Raw genomic sequence first — 17443 nt, 5'->3', positions numbered from 1 at the left:
ATAAAGCACAGCTTTATTGAAAAGTATTGTGAAACTATTTAAATTTATTTTAGTGAGTTTTATATTGGCTATGCTGAGCGCATGCGCCAGCCACTCTAACGATCCATTTATCGCTTTTAAAGGACAAACCGTTAATCAAATCTATCAAAATGCAAAAGAATCATTACTCGATCGGAATTTTAGTCAAGCGATTAAATCTTATGAAGCATTAGATGTATTATATCCTTTTAATCGTTACGCCGAAAAAGCTCAACTAGAATTGATATATGCATATTATAAAGATGGAGATGCACCCTCAGCGAAAGCCGCAGCAGAACGTTTTATTCATTTATACCCCCATAGTCAACATATTGACTATGCATACTATATGCAAGCTATGGCGGATATGGATCAAGATAGAGGTTGGTATTTACGTTATGTGCCTATTGATCTTTCTTTGCGAGATCCAGGTACTATGCGTTTAGGATATCAAGAGTTTGCTGAGTTGATTCGTCTTTTTCCAGATAGTCGATATGTTCCTGATGCCCGTCAGCGCATGATTTACTTGCGCAATTTATTTGCAAGTTACGAATTACATATTGCTGATTATTACTTCCAAAGAAAAGCCTACGTTGCTGCAGCAAATCGTGCCAATGAGATTATACAACGTTATCAGGGGGCGCCAGAAGTTAAAAAAGCTTTAATTATTATGATTAAGTCTTATCGTATTTTGGGTTTAGAAGGATTAGCGAGCGAGAGTTTAGCGGTGTTTAGGCTCAATTACCCGGATGCAGATTATGTGAATATTTAAGTGTTTGAATATTCACATCCTTTAGCTAGATAAAAATCCTGAAGTAATCGGATAGCGACGTTCTCTACCAAAAGCTCGTGGCGTGATGCGCGGACCCAGTGCTAATTGTCGGCGTTTATATTCATTCTTGTTAACTAAATTGATAACTTTTTGTGCTACTTCTCTAGTGAATCCTGCTTTAACAATGTCATCTACACTTTTATCTTGCTCGACATAGAGTTCCAAAATAGGATCAAGTTGATCATAGGGGGGTAGAGTGTCTTCATCTTTTTGATTTTCGAAGAGCTCAGCAGAGGGTGGGCGTGTCATTAATGAGCTAGGAAAAATATGCTCACTATTACGATAAGTAGCCAGTTGATAAACGCGAGTTTTAGATACATCCTTAAGGACTGAAAATCCGCCGACCATATCTCCATATAAAGTACCATAACCGACTGCTAGCTCACTTTTATTCGTACAATTTAATAGGAGGTGTCCTTGTTGATTAGATAGAGCCATCAGTAATATAGCACGACAACGTGCTTGGATATTTTCAATGGCAAGTCCTACAGGAGGATGTTTCGGATCTAAATTTAATGTAGTTAAAAAAGCTGAAAAACTCGGTTCAATGGATAATGTATTAACATGCACGCCTAATTTATTAACAAGGGCTTGTACAATATGTTGACTTAGTTTAGATGTGTAACGAGAGGGTAAAAATACGGCGTGAACACGATCTTTTCCTAAAGCATCCACTGCAATAGCTAATACTAAAGCAGAATCGATACCACCGGAAAGACCGATTAAAACCCCCGGAAAATGATTCTTATTAACATAATCACGCACTCCAAGGATTAAGGCTTTATAGATAATTTCATTCGTTAATGGTTGGGATAAAAGAGTTTGTGGTACAAATTGAGCCAATGAATTAATTTTGAGATCGACTAACCATAAGGTTTCTTTAAAAAAACCGGCTTCGGCGACAAGATGTCCCTTAGCATCAAGTGCTTGAGAACCACCATCAAATATTAAATCGTCTTGTCCGCCTATCCCATGCACATAAAGTATAGGCAAGTTTGTTTCTTTTATACGGTCGGTGGTTACTTTTAAACGTTGCTTGGCTTTTATATAATCAAAAGGAGAAGCGTTAATGCATATTAATAATTGTGCACCATTTTCTTTGAGTATTGAAGCAGGTTGGCTATACCATAGATCTTCACAAATTAAAATACCTATATGTAAACCTTTTATTGTGAATAAACCACCTGCATTTCCAGGTATGAAATAACGATATTCATCAAAGATACCGTAGTTGGGTAAACATTGTTTGTGGTAGGTACTAACAATTTTTTTATTTTCAATTAGGCTTGCTGCATTATAAATTCCTTTAGAACTAAAATCGGGATGACCTAATAAAATAGCGATATCTATTGATTTTTTTTGAATAATTTTTAAAGCGTGTTGGATTTGATTTTTAAAATCTTCACGTAAGAGTAAATCTTCAGAAGGATAACCACTTAATGCGAGCTCAGGAAAAATCAACAGATCAGCTGAAACTTGCTTGGCTTTTTGTATACTATCTAAAATTATTTGTGTATTTCCTTTAATATCACCTACTAAGAAATTTAATTGTGCAACGGCAATGCGGAATATTGTTGACATAATCACCTCGAGCTTATTTTGCCCAACGCATTAATATAATAGCGATGAACATAAAAATGAGTATAGGAAGTAGTGCCGCTAAAAAGGGCGGCCATTGATAGACAATAGCGAATGGACCAAAAAAATTATTTAAGAGATAGAAACCAAATCCTACTGCAATTCCTGCAATAGTCCTCAAACTGGTCGCTAAAGTTCTTAAATGTTTAAAAGTAAAAGGAATAGCCAAACAAAGCATAACCCATATGGCAGCAGGCTGTAGTATACGTTGCCAAAAAGCTAAAGAATATTGACTAGTATTTAGAAGATTTTTTTTACGATAACGAATATAATCATTAAGTTGTCTTAAAGACATTTCTTGTGGTTGAATAATAGAGATATTTAAAAGTTTTGGACTAAAAGAAAATGGCCAAATTTCATGTGCAATATGTCTGGCTTTAATTTTTTTTAGGCTAATGAGACTGGTTGCAATATCATAGGCATGCCATTCATTTTTTTCATAATTAACCTGCTTGGCAAAGCTTGCTTTCAGTAGATTATTATTATCATCAAATTGGTAACGGCTCACTTTATTTAAATGAGTTGGATCCAAAATTGATTGAATATATATATAATTATGTCCATCTCGAATCCAAACAGCCCCTTGTTGGGTCATTAGGGTTTGTCCATTTGTGGTAAGAAAGGATTTATGATTTTCTGCTAGCCGAGCAGCGCGTGGCGCTAAACCTTCCCCAATCAAAACCGTTAGGAAAACCATCAGCAAAGTCGCTTTAATTAAACTCCAAGCCATTTGATAAAGAGAAACGCCACTGGAATGTAATATCATTAACTCACTATGCTTTGCTAAAACGCTTAAACCAAGAATACTACCCAGCAAAATAGCTACTGGGAAAAAGCTGTAAAATTGGGATGGTAGAGTGAGTAATACATAATAAAAAGCACTGGCTAAAGTATAGTGGCCATATCCAATATCACGTGTTTCAGCAATTAATTTAATAAGCGAAAACAGGATTAACAATATCCCAAGTACAGAAAGGGTGGTACTGATAATGGTTCTGCCTAAATAGCGATCGATGATTTTCATTGTCTTAGCTTAAATAAACGGAATAAGTGATATCTGACCCTATTCCATCCCAAAGCATAACACCAGGCAAATATTATGGTAAGAATGAGCAGACCATGTATCCACCAAAGACCCCAATCATAAGAAATATCTCCATTTTCTATCCAATTACGCCCTACCAGTAATAAATTAAGGTACATAATATAAATGACTATAGCGGGTAATATATGAAGATATTTTCCTTGTCTTGGGTTAACTCGGCTTAGTGGTATCGCTAATAAAGCGAGAAGTAAAATTGAAATAGGGGCTGAAAGTCGCCATTGTAGTTCAGAAAAATAGCTGGCTTTATGAGCTTGACTCGCATTCCATAAAGTAATACTCGACAAGGCATCATCTTGTTGTTTATTAGCTGCGGTAGTTTTTAAGTCGATACGTATTCCGTATTTTAGAAACTGCGTAATATAATATTCTGTTTGGCCAGGTATTCCTTGGTACCGTTTTCCATTTACCGCGACAAAAAAAGGTTCTTTGGTGATAGGAGTGATCATTTGATAACCGCTATTAGCACTAATTATAGTCCAAGGTGTTATCTCTGAAGATAATTTTTGTGAATTTGTTTGTGCTAGGAAAATGTTTTTTACTGATTTGTGATCAGCGGAGACACTTTCCACATAAATGATGCGATGACCTCCATTAGTTTGTTGAAAACTGCCGGGTTGCACGGTCTGTAATTCTACGGCTGTCCCAGTTTGAGTCAGCAATTTATTTCGATAACTTAATAAAAACGGGTTTAGCCAAAGATTTAAACCAGCGACCATAAAAGTTAGTAAGAAAATAAAGGGTAAGCTTAAGCGAGTTAATTGGCCCAAACTAAACCCACAGGCATTCAGCACAGTCATCTCATAATCGGCATAAAGGCGACCATAGGTGAACAGTATGGAAAGAAATAGGCTAAAAGGAAGAAGTATTGCTAAAAATCGAGGAGACTCCAAAATTATCAGCTTCCATAAGATACTTGCCGCAAATTTTCCGCCGGCTACTTGATTAAGATAATGAACAAATTCATTGCTCATTAAAATAAGGAATAAAAGGCTAGTAATGAGAGAAAGGCTAGCCAGTAACTCTCGAGTTAAATAACGAAAAAGAATCATTTTGTAGGTTAAAGGTAGAAGAATTTAAATTATTTCACAAAGAAGATATTGAATCTAGCAAATAAGTGTAATTTAGGTAAACTGGTCTATTAATAAAATAATTTGAGGTGGCTATGCAATATTCTATCAACTCAGTTGATCTCATTAAACAAAAGAGTGATTGTTTAATCGTCAATATTTTTGAAGGTAAGCGACTCTCTCGATCGGCGCAGTTATTAGATAACCATAGCCAGGGCTATATCCAAAAAATTTTAGAAAAAGGTGATTTAATAGAAGAGTGTGGTAAAAGCCTCATGCTTTATAATGTCCCTGGAATTTCTGCACCTCGAGTACTTCTGGTTTATTGTGGAAAAGAATCCGATTTGTCCTTAGCGGATTTTCGTAAAGTGATCAGTTGCATGGCATGTATACTTAAGTCTATGCAAATTGATGAAATAACAAGTTTTTTAACTGATATTTCCATTGAAGCGTGTGATCTTGATAGACAAATCCGCCAAAGTATCGAGCTTATTGAAGATTGTTTTTATTGCTTTGACGAATTAAAAACAGATAAGAAAAATAAAATCTCTCCACCTAAGCGATTTATTTTTAATCTTCCAAATTCTGCAGAACGGGTGAATGTTTCAGAAACAATAAAACAGGCTACAGCAATTACGCAAGGAATAAAATTAACTAAAGATCTAGCCAATCTACCCGCTAATTTATGTACACCCCATATTATGGCTGAGCAAGCCAAAAAATTGGCAAATGATGCAGGACTTACGATAAACATATTAGATGAAGCGGCGATAAAAAAAGAAGGTATGGGGGGGTTATTAGCCGTTGCGCAGGGTTCAGAAGAACCTGTCCAGTTTATTACTTTAGAATATCTTGGAACCTCAGAGCAAAAGCCGGTTGTATTAGTCGGTAAAGGGGTCACTTTTGATTCGGGTGGAATTTGCTTAAAGCCTGCTGTTGGTATGGAAGAAATGAAATATGATATGTCGGGTGCCGCTAGCGTCATGGGGATATTAAAAACCATTGCTCAACTTAAGTTACCTATTCATGTGGTGGGTATAATGCCATTAACTGAAAATTTACCCAGTGGTACTGCAGTGAAACCTGGAGATGTGATAAAAACATTATCAGGACTTAGCGTAGAGGTTATTAACACGGATGCAGAAGGCCGTCTAATTTTGGCGGATGCCTTAACTTATAGTGAACGTTTTAATCCAGATGTCGTTATTGATATGGCTACATTGACGGGTGCGATTATTGTCGCATTAGGTGCAGTAGCGACAGGTATGATGAGTAATAATATGGAACTTGCTCTGGAAATCGAAAAAGCAGGCCAACAAAGTCAAGATAGAGTATGGTCATTACCTTTATGGGATGACTACCAACAACAAATCGACAGCAATATAGCAGATATTTCTAATGTGGGTGTGGGTGGTGGCAAGAGTATTACTGCAGCTTGTTTTTTATCTCGATTTACTAAAAAATTACACTGGGCACATTTAGATATTGCTGGAACAGCTTGGAAAAGTGGGCCAGAAAAAACGGCGACGGGTCGACCAGTCACTTTAATAGTTCAATTTTTATTGAATCGGTGTAAAAAATAACAAGAAATAAATGTTCTTCTTAAGAGTTTTTTTAACCCATTACAGAATTAATTAGGATAGGGTGAACTATAAAATGGTGCCTTTCCTTTTTTAGATTAATGGGTTTATAAATTACTCATTGCATAATCATTTTATTATTAATATAATAATTTAAAAGGAAATGCCAAGTTAGAGTAGAAATGAAAAACTTTGTGCTATTAAGATCTCAGCAAGGATTTAGCCTAATCGAAGTAATGGTTGCTGCGACAATATTAAGTATTAGCCTAATAGGTTTTGCTCAAGCTCAATTATTGGCTTTACAGGCTGCCGAACATGCTTACTTAATCAATTTGGCTAATTTAAAGAATATAGAATTGGCTGAGGGTTTTAAAATTTGTCGATCTCGGCGATTTTGTTTCCAGCCAGTATTAACACTATGGAAAAATGAGATCCAAGAAAATTTTCCAAAAGGAATGGGACTGATTTCAAAATGTAATTTATCTAACTATCAAAGCAAAATTCAATGGTTCTCTAGTTTTTCTAAATTTCCATTGTCTCTCGATTTATTATTCAGTGCATGAATAGGATAGAGCAAGGGTATAGCTTGCTTGAATTAATGGTAGCAATAAGTTTATCTTTATTTCTTAGTATGGGAATGATAAATATTTTTATTCATAATAAAAATATTTATCATTTAACCCAGGGTTTAAATACTATCTCAACCAAAGCACGAATGGCGTTTCACTTACTTAGTCATGACATTCGTATGGCCGGTTTTATTGGTTGTGTCCGTTTAATCGATAATCTACCATTAATAAATATCCATTTAACAGCCGATACTAGCTTAGTTGTTTGGCATAAAGGATATACTACAGCAAAGTTAGTCTTACCTAACCTCGCGCGGTATCAAAAGGACAGTGATGCTATTTTAATTCAATTTCTGGATCCTAATACCTTTCCGGTAAAGGAAGCTAAATCTAGTCATATTGTTTTGGCACATAGAGTGGTTTTTCAACCTAAAGATGTTTTACTCATCAGCGATTGTCAACATGCAGAATTTACTCATTGGAGTAATATTCATCTGACGTATAGCTACCAAGTAGATAGTGAAATTGGGGTTTTTAATAAAATTATTTATTATATTGCCGATACAGGACGTAAGAGTGAAACTGGACAGAAAATTTATGCTTTATATCGGCGTAATTTAAATCAATCTTTTTACAAACCCATAGAATTAATAGAAGGGATAAAAAGAATGACAATACGATTAGGCATGCAAAATAATGATGGAACTTTGTATTACAGAAATGCAAATGAGGTAAAACATTGGGCAGATGCACGTAGTGTAGAAATTAGACTATTATTAACAAATGGTAAACAGCTCGAAAAGGAATGGAAGCAAATAATAGGCCTACGTGAACGATTAAACGATAATTAAGTTGGTTTGGATTCCAGAGAAACTAAGGGATATAAAATTTTACTATTCGATGTTAATAAAAGTACTAAGCAACAAGGATTTATATTAGTGACAGTATTATTTTTTCTTTTTATCACGTCGTTAATGACGGTATCTATATTAAGTCATTCTTATTTAGAATTAGGTATAAGTCGAAATCTGCTTATTGCTTCACAGCAGTTCCAGGCGGCAGAAGCAGGATTAAAATTGACCGAAAGTTGGCTAAAAAGTCGTTCAACACCTATTTTCGCGCTGCATAAGCGCTTTAATTATGCAGGTTTTCAAATTAGCTCAGAGCTTAGACGACATAGAACCTCCTATTGTATTAACCAAAGTCAAGCTTATATTTATGACGTTATTGTGCAGGCAAAACAAACTACCTCAGGTGCGTTGAGTTTACAAACTACGTACGCAATTAAAACAAAAAACCGTTGTCAGTCGGGAGACCTAGCATTAACAAAAACTGGACGTAGCTCTTGGCGAGAATTAAACAGTTTATCTTAAAGTTATCAAGTAAGTGGATGTTTTCAATTCTGTTAGGCTGAGACGAAAAGCGCTGTTTTTTGAGAGTAGCGTAACGGAGCATACATGCAGTATGTGAGTAACGAGACGCAGAAAAACAGGTTTTTTAGACAGCATCATGCAATTGAAGATACCCTCTAAGTTTGCTACCTAAATTAAGGGGTAACTATGTGGCTAATGATTAGCATAATTTTTTTTATCTTTGCCTTGATAATAATAGTCCTTAGCTTACGCTCATTGAGACAAGCTTTCCTAGTAAAACCTTTTCTAGCTTACTTAAACACGATTCTTCCTCCCATTAGCGCAACAGAAAAAATTGTTCTAGAAGCAGGTGATATGTGGTGGGAAAAAGATTTGTTTCGTGGGCATCCAAATTGGATAGCTTTGCATGATATTCCTTTATCCAATCTAAGCAATGATGAACAAGCTTTTATCCATAATCAAACAGAAATACTTTGTAGCATGCTTGATGATTTTAATATTTTAACAGTGGAGCATGATTTACCATTTTCTGTTTGGGAATTTTTAAAAAAACAAAAATTTTTTGGTATGGTCATTCCGAAAAAATATGGAGGATTAGGTTTTTCTGCGTTAGCACACTCTTCAGTAGTATTAAAGATAGCTACTCGATCGGTTAGTGCGGCTGTTAATACACTCGTCCCCAATTCTCTCGGACCTGCTGAATTATTACTTCATTATGGAACAGAAGATCAAAAAGATTATTACTTGCCTAGGCTTGCTAAAGGAGAAGAAATTCCTTGTTTTGCATTAACTTCGGTGGATGCGGGTAGTGATGCAGCAGCACTTAAAGATAAAGGGATAGTCTGTAAGGGAATCTATCAAGGTAAAGAAATGCTAGGTATACGGCTCAATTTTAATAAACGCTACATTACTTTATCGCCTATCGCTACGGTTATAGGTGTTGCTTTTAAACTAATGGATCCCGATCAATTGCTGGGAGAAAAAAAACAAATAGGGATTACGGTTGCTTTAGTGCCTTCCTCATTAATGGGGATAGAAATAGGTAAACGCCATTCGCCCATGGGTTTAGCCTTTATGAATGGCCCTATAGTAGGTAAAGATGTTTTTATTCCCATTAGTTTTGTTATTGGTGGCGAGAAAATGCTGGGTCAAGGTTGGCGGATGTTAATGGAATGTTTATCTATAGGTCGTGGTATTTCATTGCCGGCTGTCAGTGCTGCACAGGCCCAGTTAGCTTATCGCATGACAGGGGCTTATAGTGTATTAAGGGAACAATTTCATTTATCGATTGCTCATTTTGAGGGAGTCGCTGCGGCTTTAGCGAGAATAGCAGGGTTAACTTATTTAATTGAAGCGGCACGTCGATTTACGGTGACTGCAGTTGACGCTTCGTTAAAGCCCGCATTAGCATCATCAATAGCAAAATATCACATGACTGAATTTGCACGCATCATTATTAATGATGCAATGGATATTCATGGTGGGAGGGCTATCCAAATGGGGCCTCGTAACTATTTAGCACAAGGATATATTGCAATACCGATATCGATTACGGTGGAAGGTGCGAATATTTTAACTCGAAATCTTATTTTATTTGGACAAGGGGCAATACGTTGTCATCCTTATTTAAGAGATGAAATGCAAGCGATAGAAAAAAAAGATATTGCTAGTTTAGATAAGTTATTAATTCATCATGTTTTTTATAATATAAAAAATTTATTAAAAACATTTTTATTTGCTTTCGGCTTAGGTCGATTTTTTGTGCAGACACCTATAAAAAAACTCGGTTATTATTATCGACAAGTTTCACGTTTATCAACAGCTTTAGCGTTAGTGACTGATTTCACCTTAATAATTTTGGGTGGAAATTTAAAACGTAAAGAACGTTTATCGGCGCGCTTGGGTGATGTGTTAAGTTATCTTTATATCGCATCTAGTGTCATGCGTTATGTACAAGAATATCCACTATCAAAAGAAGACGATGTTTATGCGAGTTGGGGATTAGATTATTGTCTTTATCATGCTCAGTATTCATTTGATAAATTTTTTAATAATTTCCCTAAACCGTTTCTAGCTAAACTATTAAAGTTTATTATTTTTCCTTTAGGGCGACCTTATCAATTACCTACTGACAAACAAGATATGCAGTTAGTTTCTGTGATGACACAAACGAGTACATTTCGCGATCGTATGACTCAAGATTGTTATTTAGGAAAAAAACCAGAAGACCCAACAGGACGTATGGAAATTGCTTTTAATGAATTTAATAAGACGCAGGCAATTCGTGAAAAATTAAAAAAAGGTCGATTTAATCGAAAATTGGATAGTGACCTACAGTTAGAAAATGCTTTAAAAGAAAAAATTCTCACCCATGCGGAAGTAGAACAATTTCGAGTAGCTAAAAAATTTCAGCAAGATGCTATGCAAGTGGATGCTTTTTAATAGCTATTTTTTTGAAGGCATAAATGATTAGCTTACTTGCACATTCGATTACACTCGGTATATTAAAATAAAACTAAGCTTAACTACTTAAAAAATGCTTTAGGAAAATGTTTATGCAAGCACTAGATCGATCAAATTTTGCACGATCAGTTTATATTGTGGATGGCATGCGTACCCCCTGGTTGAAAGTACGGAGAGGTCCTGGAAATTTTTCGGCTTCTGATTTAGCGGTACAAGCAGGAAGATATTTATTAGCACGTCAAACCTTTACACCTGATCAATTGGACGAAGTAGTTACTGGTTGTGTTATACCAAGCTCGGATGAGACTAATATTAGTCGTGTCATTGCATTACGCTTGAGTTGTGGTAAAGCCGTACCTGCTTATACAGTACAGCGGAATTGTGCTTCAGGTATGCAAGCTTTAGATAGTGCAGCTTTAGATATCGCTTGTGGGAGGTACGATTTAGTATTAGCAGGTGGTACAGAGGCGATGAGTCAAGCTCCTCTACTACTAAGTCGAGAAATGACCGCTTGGTTTGCTGAATGGAATTTAGCCACATCTTTTTTAGCTCGTTTCAAGCTACTCACTCAATTTAAATTAAAATATTTAAATCCAGTTATAGCCTTATTACATGGTTTAACGGATCCTATTGTGGGTTTATCCATGGGGCAAACTGCTGAGGTTATTGCACATCGTTTTGGGATTACTCGTGAAGAAATGGATAAATTTGCTTTACAAAGTCACCAACGCTTAGCAGCGGCGCAAGATGCTGAAATTTTTAAAGATGAAATCAATCCGATTTATGATAAACAAAGTCTTTATTATTCTTTTGATAATGGTTTGCGCCGTGATACGAATCTAGAAAAATTAGCATCACTGACTCCTTTTTTTGACAAGCCTTTTGGATTAGTAACAGCTGGAAATAGTTCTCAAGTTACTGATGGTGCCGCTTTTTTAATTTTGGCGAGTGAAGAGGCAGTAAAGAAATATCAATTGCCAATTTTAGCGCGCATTGTTGATGTGGCATGGGCAGGTGTCGATCCGAGTGAAATGGGTTTAGGTCCTGTACATGCTGTAGCAACACTTTTAAAAAAACAAGCACTCACTTTTGAAAATATCGATTTTTGGGAAATTAATGAAGCATTTGCAGGTCAGGTTTTAGCTTGTTTGGCTGCCTGGCAGGATACTCAATATTGTAAAAAACAACTGGGTTTAACTGAAGCTTTAGGCAAAGTAGATCAAGCAAAACTTAATATAGACGGCGGAGCCGTTGCTATGGGTCATCCCGTGGGGGCTAGTGGTGCACGACTAGTTTTACATTTGGCACATATTTTAAAAAGAAAACAAGCACATTTTGGTGTGGCAACACTTTGTATTGGTGGTGGGCAGGGTGGTGCACTGTTACTTGAAAATATCGATAAAGCTAAAACGGGAGTATTCTAATGGAAGTAAGCTATTTAAATTGGCGATTGCAGCAAAAAGAGCATGTTCTTTGGCTGTATTTCGATAAAAAAAATAGCTCTAGCAATAACTTAGATAAAAACGTATTAACGGAATTAAGTTCGATCATTAAAGATATAACTCATAATGAATCAGTGCGAGGGTTGATCATTATATCGGCTAAACCAAATGGTTTTATTGTAGGTGCTGATATTCAAACAATTAGCCAATTAAAAACCAAAGAAGAGATTTTTGCGTTTATTCGGCAAGGACAAAAGGTGTTTGATGCATTAGCGGCACTTAATATCCCTACAGTAGCCTTAATTAATGGGTTATGTTTAGGAGGAGGCTTAGAACTTGCTTTAGCTTGCGATTATCGCATTGCTATAAATGACAATAAAACACGTTTAGGTTTGCCTGAAGTGCTGCTCGGAATTCATCCAGGTTGGGGAGGGACAGTACGTTTGCCACGCTTATTAGGGGGACCTTCTGCATTAGAATTAATTTTAACGGGAAAAACAATTTCACCTTATGTGGCAGCTAAATTAGGTTTAATCAATAATGCTGTTCCATTACGACAAGCTGAACGAGCGGCTTCCTATTACGTTTCAGTAAAAAGTAAAAAAAAGAATCATTTTTTTGCATTAAATTGGAAGAAAATAACTAATTATCATTGGATGAGAAATATTATAAGCAAAATTGTGCAACGTCGTTTAAGTATCAAAGTTAATCCTAAACATTACCCTGCGCCTTACGCTGCACTTCATCTTTGGCAGAAATACGGTGTCAATAAACAAGCATTTTTACATGAAGCAGTCTCTTTAAGTGAGTTAGCGTTGACTCCTACAGCGAATCATTTAATTAGAGTCTTTTTTTTAAAAGAGCGCTTAAAGAAATTAGGAAAAAAAGATACTACATCTTTCAAACAGGTTCATGTCATAGGCGCAGGAACAATGGGAGGAGATATTGCTGCTTGGTGTGCTTTGCAAGGATTGCAGGTAACTTTACAGGATAGAGAAGCGAAATATATTGCTCCGGCTATGGCAAGAGCTTACGCATTATTCCGAAAACGATTAAAGTCACCACGCGCTATCCAAGCTGCAATGGATAGATTAGTCCCTGATCTAGCAGGTTATGGTATACGCCGTGCGGATATTATTATTGAAGCAATATTTGAGGACTTAATAGTAAAACAAAATTTGTTTCGCCAATTAGAGAATCAAATTAAATCAGATACATTATTGGCAACCAATACATCGAGTATTATTTTAGAAGATATCCAACAAGGGTTACAACGTCCAGAACGTTTAATTGGTTTACATTTTTTTAATCCTGTAGCCAAAATGCCTTTGATAGAGGTGGTGCAATCGGCTATTAGTGCACCCGACAGCATAGAAAGGGGCTTGGCATTCGTTCACCAAATTAATCGCTTGCCTTTACCTGTTAAAAGCTCTCCGGGATTTTTAGTCAATCGTTTATTAATGCCTTATTTGATGCAATCTGTATTGTTGTTGCAAACTGGAATTCCTGCGCCAGTTATAGATAAGGCAGCTGTAGATTTTGGTATGCCGATGGGACCTTTAGAGTTAGCTGATACGGTAGGCCTAGATATTTGTTTAGTGGTGGCTAAGATTCTCAGTCAATCTTTAGGAAGCGTTGTGCCTGAAGGTTTAGAAAAAATGGTTGCTAATAAGGATCTAGGGCGAAAAACGGGTAAAGGCTTTTATCGTTATAAAAAAGGTAAACCTATTAAAGAAAAAATTCCTGAAGACTATAAAGCACCAACGAATTTAGCGGATAGTTTAATTCAGCCGATGATAGATGAAGCTAAAAAATGTTTGGAAGAAAAAGTAGTTGCAGATAGCGATTTGATCGATGCTGGAACTATATTTGGTACAGGATTTGCTCCTTTCCGCGGTGGTTTGATGCAATACGCAAGAGAGAAAGGTGATTTGTAGGCCTCTGTAATGTAAAGGCTATTTTTCTTGTTGTAAACGTTCGATGCGTAATTCCAAAGGCGGATGGCTTGAAAATAAGGCGCGAAAACCACCACTTTTATGTGATATTTTTAAAGTTGATAAAGAAGGGGCTCGAGTATCTTCAGGTACCATTGCTTTTTGTAATGCACGTAATGCTTCAATCATTTTATCACGGCCTGCTAATAAAGCGCCGCCTTTATCAGCGCGGTATTCCCGATGTCTGGAAAAAGCAGCAACTAAAATACTGCCTAAGAATGTAAATAGAATATCAAATACCATCGATAGCATAAAAAACATCGGTCCAGGTCCGCTTATCGATCCTTCATTATTATTGCGTCCAGCAGATCCTACAGAGATCACATAAGCGACAATACGTGATAAAAAAAGTGCAAAAGCATTAATTACACCTAATATGAGTGTCATGGTAACCATATCACCATTAGTAACATGAGTGATTTCATGTCCTAATACTGCTTCAATTTCATCGGAGTTCATTTTTTGTAGTAAACCACTAGAAACAGCCACTAAAGAATTATTTTTAGTGGGGCCTGTAGCAAAAGCATTGAGCTCAGGTGAATTGTAAATGCCTACTTCAGGTAAAACCTTTAAGCCAGCTTTTCGTGCTAAATTATGGATAACTTCAAGGATATTTTTTTCTTCACCAATGGCCGCATTAGGATCAATAATTTTTAAATTCATGCTTTTTTTAGCAATAAATTTTGAGGTAAAAAGTGAAATGAAAGCTCCTGCCGTACCCCACAAAGCGCAAAAAATAGCTAAAGATAGATAATTAATTCCGTGAGAGGTGAGATAACTATGTAGACCTAATAAATTGGTAACAATAGAAATAGTAGCAATAACTAAAATATTAGTGCCTAAAAATAATAAAATACGACTAAACATAAAAATAATTCCTCATGTAGGGGATCATTTTACTCATTTCATAGTGTAGCAGTTAATTCATTGAAAAAGAAAAACCCCGCAGAAGCGGGGTTTTTTATAAAACTGAACGACAGGTGAAGGGAATTTACATCATTCCGCCCATACCACCCATTCCGCCCATACCACCCATGCCACCCATATCACCACCAGGAGCACCAGCACTTTCATCCTTCTTAGGAGTTTCAGCAACCATGCATTCTGTAGTAATCATGAGGCCAGCAATAGAAGCTGCATTTTGTAATGCAGTTTGGGTTACTTTAGTAGGATCTAAAATACCCATTTTTATCATGTCACCGTATTCACCGGTTGCTGCATTGTAGCCGTAGTTCCTTTCTTCACTATGCAGTACTTTATCAATAACCACGTCAGGAAGTCCGCCAGCATTAGCAACAATTTGACGCAAAGGTGAGCGCATTGCTTCAGCAACAATACGAATACCATGTGCTTGATCAGGGTTAATACTTTTGAGATTTTTTAAAGCGTTTAACGCACGAATTAAAGCGACACCACCACCAGGGACTGTACCTGCTTCAACTGCGGCACGCGTTGCATGTAGTGCATCTTCTACACGTGCTTTCTTTTCTTTCATTTCCATTTCAGTCGCAGCACCGACTTTAATGACAGCGACACCACCGGATAGCTTAGCTGAGCGTTCCTGTAGCTTTTCTTTGTCGTAGTCAGACGTGCTTATTTTAATTTGTGCGTCAATCTCATCTATTCGAGATTGGATCATACTTTTATCACCTTGACCGTCGATGATAGTGGTATTGTCTTTGTTCACAACAACACGCTTAGCAGAGCCTAAATCGGTTATAGAAGCTTTCTCAAGCATCAAACCACATTGTTCGTCCATAACATTTGCTTTGGTTAAAAAGGCGATGTCTTTTAGCATTTCTTTACGACGGTCACCAAAACCAGGTGCTTTTACAGCGCAAACTTTGACAATACCACGAATGGTATTAACGACTAGGGTTGCTAACGCTTCACCTTCTACATCTTCTGCAATAATAAATAAAGAGCGGCCTTCTTTAGCGACGCTTTCAAGTACAGGTAACATTTCACGAATATTAGAGATTTTCTTATCCACTAATAAAATATAAGGATTATCCAATTCGCAAGCCATGCTTTGTTGGTTGTTGATGAAGTAGGGTGAGAGATAGCCTCGATCAAATTGCATGCCTTCTACTGTATCGAGTTCGTTTTGTAAGCCGGAACCATCTTCTACGGTAATGACTCCTTTTTTACCCACTTTGCTCATTGCCTTGGCGATAATTTCACCAATTGCTTTATCAGCATTTGCCGAAACAGTACCTACTTGCGTAATCGAATGGTTGTCATCACAAGGTTCCGAAATAGTTTGTAGCGCTTCTATTGCCGCAGTTACTGCGGTATCAATACCTCGTTTGAGATCCATTGGGTTCATACCAGCCGCAACAGCTTTCATTCCTTCACGTAAAATAGCCTGAGCTAGTACAGTAGCAGTGGTTGTACCATCACCTGCTTCGTCTGAAGTTTGAGAAGCCACTTCTTTGACCATTTGTGCGCCCATATTCTCAAATTTATCTTTGAGTTCAATTTCTTTTGCAACTGATACACCATCTTTTGTAATGGTAGGAGCACCGAAACTTTTGTCTAAAATAACATTTCGACCTTTAGGACCTAAAGTTACTTTGACAGCTTCTGCTAGTATATCAACACCTCGTAGGATAGAAGCACGTGCATCTACACCAAATTGTAAAACTTTTGCAGCCATTTTATTAATTCCTCTGAATAAAAATAAGGGTTAAAATTGTGATTAATCTTTGATTAATGCCAAAACATCATCTTCACGCATGATGAGATATTCTTTACCATCAAGTTTGATTTCAGTTCCACTATATTTTCCAAAATATATTTTATCGCCTACTTTAATGCTTAAAACCTGAACTTGACCTGATTTCAAGCGTTTACCATTTCCTACAGCGACTACGGTACCTCTAACTGGTTTTTCTTTTGCAGTGTCTGGAATAACAATACCACCTATGGATCTTTCTTCTTCTTCATCACGTTTGACAAGAATGCGATCGTTCATAGGGACTAAATGTTCAACTAAAGGTTTTTCTAATGCTACACTCATGCAGATTTCTCCTTAAGAATTACTGTCAAAATGAGGATATTAATCAATTAACCCCTCAGCAGCAGGGGCTAATCATAATGATGTTTGATAAAGAGTACAACTAAGTTAACTTTACCACACCAACATCACTCTATATGGGGAGCATACTAAGAAAATTCAAGTCATAGATGCCAAAATTTACAGGATTTTAACTTATTTTTGGGGTGCTTTAATGACAAACAAAATCACTGTCCAAACTAAAGATTCGCCTGTGTTAGTAAGTAGGTATTATTCTTACATAGCGTAATGAACAGATTATTTTAGTCCATCTTATCTCACTAGAAGCGCTATGGAATGGTAA

The 17443-nt window shown here is 36.5% G+C and carries 14 protein-coding genes; 8 read left to right on the top strand and 6 right to left on the bottom strand.

What is annotated here, in order from left to right:
- Window positions 1-28 precede the first annotated feature (28 nt).
- Window positions 29-790, top strand: coding sequence for an outer membrane protein assembly factor BamD (locus ACICP9_RS05240; protein ID WP_395497334.1), 762 nt, complete (start codon window positions 29-31; stop codon window positions 788-790).
- A 21-nt stretch (window positions 791-811) separates the two neighbouring features.
- On the opposite strand, the gene ACICP9_RS05235 is transcribed toward ACICP9_RS05240, so the two are convergent.
- From ACICP9_RS05235 to lptF, 3 genes are read right to left on the bottom strand one after another with little or no spacing between them, the layout of a single operon-like run.
- A complete protein-coding gene (locus ACICP9_RS05235) occupies window positions 812-2431 on the bottom strand; it encodes an NAD+ synthase (RefSeq protein WP_395497332.1) in 1620 nt (539 codons plus the stop codon).
- Window positions 2432-2444: 13 nt separating this feature from the next.
- On the bottom strand, window positions 2445-3512 hold the full coding sequence (lptG, locus tag ACICP9_RS05230; RefSeq protein ID WP_071662646.1) for an LPS export ABC transporter permease LptG: 1068 nt from the start codon (window positions 3510-3512) through the stop codon (window positions 2445-2447).
- Entirely contained in the window at window positions 3509-4642 is a 1134-nt protein-coding gene (lptF, locus tag ACICP9_RS05225; protein ID WP_071662645.1) for an LPS export ABC transporter permease LptF, read from the bottom strand. The genes lptG and lptF overlap by 4 nt, the downstream gene beginning before the upstream one ends.
- 113 nt (window positions 4643-4755) lie before the next feature.
- Here lptF and ACICP9_RS05220 point away from each other — a divergent pair, with 113 nt between their 5' ends.
- The 7 genes from ACICP9_RS05220 to ACICP9_RS05190 all read left to right on the top strand — a co-directional run bounded on the left by ACICP9_RS05220 (window position 4756) and on the right by ACICP9_RS05190 (window position 14024).
- Complete coding sequence (locus tag ACICP9_RS05220; protein WP_395497330.1) at window positions 4756-6243, top strand: leucyl aminopeptidase; 1488 nt, start codon at window positions 4756-4758, stop codon at window positions 6241-6243.
- A gap of 179 nt (window positions 6244-6422) precedes the next feature.
- Window positions 6423-6803, top strand: a complete 381-nt coding sequence (locus tag ACICP9_RS05215; RefSeq protein ID WP_395497328.1) for a prepilin-type N-terminal cleavage/methylation domain-containing protein — start codon at window positions 6423-6425, stop codon at window positions 6801-6803.
- Window positions 6800-7660 carry a PilW family protein gene (locus ACICP9_RS05210; RefSeq protein ID WP_395497326.1) on the top strand — a complete coding sequence of 287 codons (861 nt, stop codon included), beginning with the start codon at window positions 6800-6802 and terminating at the stop codon, window positions 7658-7660. The genes ACICP9_RS05215 and ACICP9_RS05210 overlap by 4 nt, the downstream gene beginning before the upstream one ends.
- Before the next feature lie 87 nt (window positions 7661-7747).
- Window positions 7748-8182 (top strand): hypothetical protein, encoded by a 435-nt coding sequence (locus ACICP9_RS05205; RefSeq protein WP_395497324.1) that lies wholly within the window; start codon window positions 7748-7750, stop codon window positions 8180-8182.
- A 195-nt stretch (window positions 8183-8377) separates the two neighbouring features.
- The gene (locus ACICP9_RS05200) at window positions 8378-10624 is read left to right on the top strand and encodes an acyl-CoA dehydrogenase (protein ID WP_395497322.1); all 2247 of its coding nucleotides are present in this window, start codon (window positions 8378-8380) and stop codon (window positions 10622-10624) included.
- 113 nt (window positions 10625-10737) lie between these two features.
- A complete protein-coding gene (locus ACICP9_RS05195) occupies window positions 10738-12069 on the top strand; it encodes an acetyl-CoA C-acetyltransferase (RefSeq protein ID WP_395497320.1) in 1332 nt (443 codons plus the stop codon).
- Window positions 12069-14024, top strand: a complete 1956-nt coding sequence (locus ACICP9_RS05190; protein ID WP_395497318.1) for a 3-hydroxyacyl-CoA dehydrogenase NAD-binding domain-containing protein — start codon at window positions 12069-12071, stop codon at window positions 14022-14024. The genes ACICP9_RS05195 and ACICP9_RS05190 overlap by 1 nt, the downstream gene beginning before the upstream one ends.
- Window positions 14025-14042: 18 nt before the next feature.
- Here the strand turns inward: ACICP9_RS05190 and htpX are convergent, their stop codons facing one another.
- The 3 genes from htpX to groES all read right to left on the bottom strand — a co-directional run bounded on the left by htpX (window position 14043) and on the right by groES (window position 17103).
- Window positions 14043-14948 (bottom strand): protease HtpX, encoded by a 906-nt coding sequence (gene htpX / locus ACICP9_RS05185; RefSeq protein WP_395497316.1) that lies wholly within the window; start codon window positions 14946-14948, stop codon window positions 14043-14045.
- 124 nt (window positions 14949-15072) lie between these two features.
- On the bottom strand, window positions 15073-16740 hold the full coding sequence (gene groL, locus ACICP9_RS05180; protein ID WP_395497314.1) for a chaperonin GroEL: 1668 nt from the start codon (window positions 16738-16740) through the stop codon (window positions 15073-15075).
- Between the two features lie 42 nt (window positions 16741-16782).
- Complete coding sequence (gene groES, locus ACICP9_RS05175; protein ID WP_395497312.1) at window positions 16783-17103, bottom strand: co-chaperone GroES; 321 nt, start codon at window positions 17101-17103, stop codon at window positions 16783-16785.
- Window positions 17104-17443 lie beyond the last annotated feature (340 nt).

The organism is Rickettsiella endosymbiont of Litargus connexus, assembly GCF_964277335.1.
Lineage (GTDB): Bacteria > Pseudomonadota > Gammaproteobacteria > Diplorickettsiales > Diplorickettsiaceae > Aquirickettsiella > Aquirickettsiella isopodorum.
The sequence above is the reverse complement of the archived record's forward strand: the minus strand, read 5'-3'. Positions and strand labels throughout refer to the sequence as shown.

Coding starts and splice junctions, on each gene's coding strand:
- ACICP9_RS05235 (WP_395497332.1), bottom strand. CDS start 2,431: ATGTCAACAATATTCCGCATTGCCGTTGCACAATTAAATTTCTTAGTA.
- lptG (WP_071662646.1), bottom strand. CDS start 3,512: ATGAAAATCATCGATCGCTATTTAGGCAGAACCATTATCAGTACCACC.
- lptF (WP_071662645.1), bottom strand. CDS start 4,642: ATGATTCTTTTTCGTTATTTAACTCGAGAGTTACTGGCTAGCCTTTCT.
- ACICP9_RS05220 (WP_395497330.1), top strand. CDS start 4,756: ATGCAATATTCTATCAACTCAGTTGATCTCATTAAACAAAAGAGTGAT.
- ACICP9_RS05215 (WP_395497328.1), top strand. CDS start 6,423: ATGAAAAACTTTGTGCTATTAAGATCTCAGCAAGGATTTAGCCTAATC.
- ACICP9_RS05210 (WP_395497326.1), top strand. CDS start 6,800: ATGAATAGGATAGAGCAAGGGTATAGCTTGCTTGAATTAATGGTAGCA.
- ACICP9_RS05200 (WP_395497322.1), top strand. CDS start 8,378: ATGATTAGCATAATTTTTTTTATCTTTGCCTTGATAATAATAGTCCTT.
- ACICP9_RS05195 (WP_395497320.1), top strand. CDS start 10,738: ATGCAAGCACTAGATCGATCAAATTTTGCACGATCAGTTTATATTGTG.
- ACICP9_RS05190 (WP_395497318.1), top strand. CDS start 12,069: ATGGAAGTAAGCTATTTAAATTGGCGATTGCAGCAAAAAGAGCATGTT.
- htpX (WP_395497316.1), bottom strand. CDS start 14,948: ATGTTTAGTCGTATTTTATTATTTTTAGGCACTAATATTTTAGTTATT.
- groL (WP_395497314.1), bottom strand. CDS start 16,740: ATGGCTGCAAAAGTTTTACAATTTGGTGTAGATGCACGTGCTTCTATC.
- groES (WP_395497312.1), bottom strand. CDS start 17,103: ATGAGTGTAGCATTAGAAAAACCTTTAGTTGAACATTTAGTCCCTATG.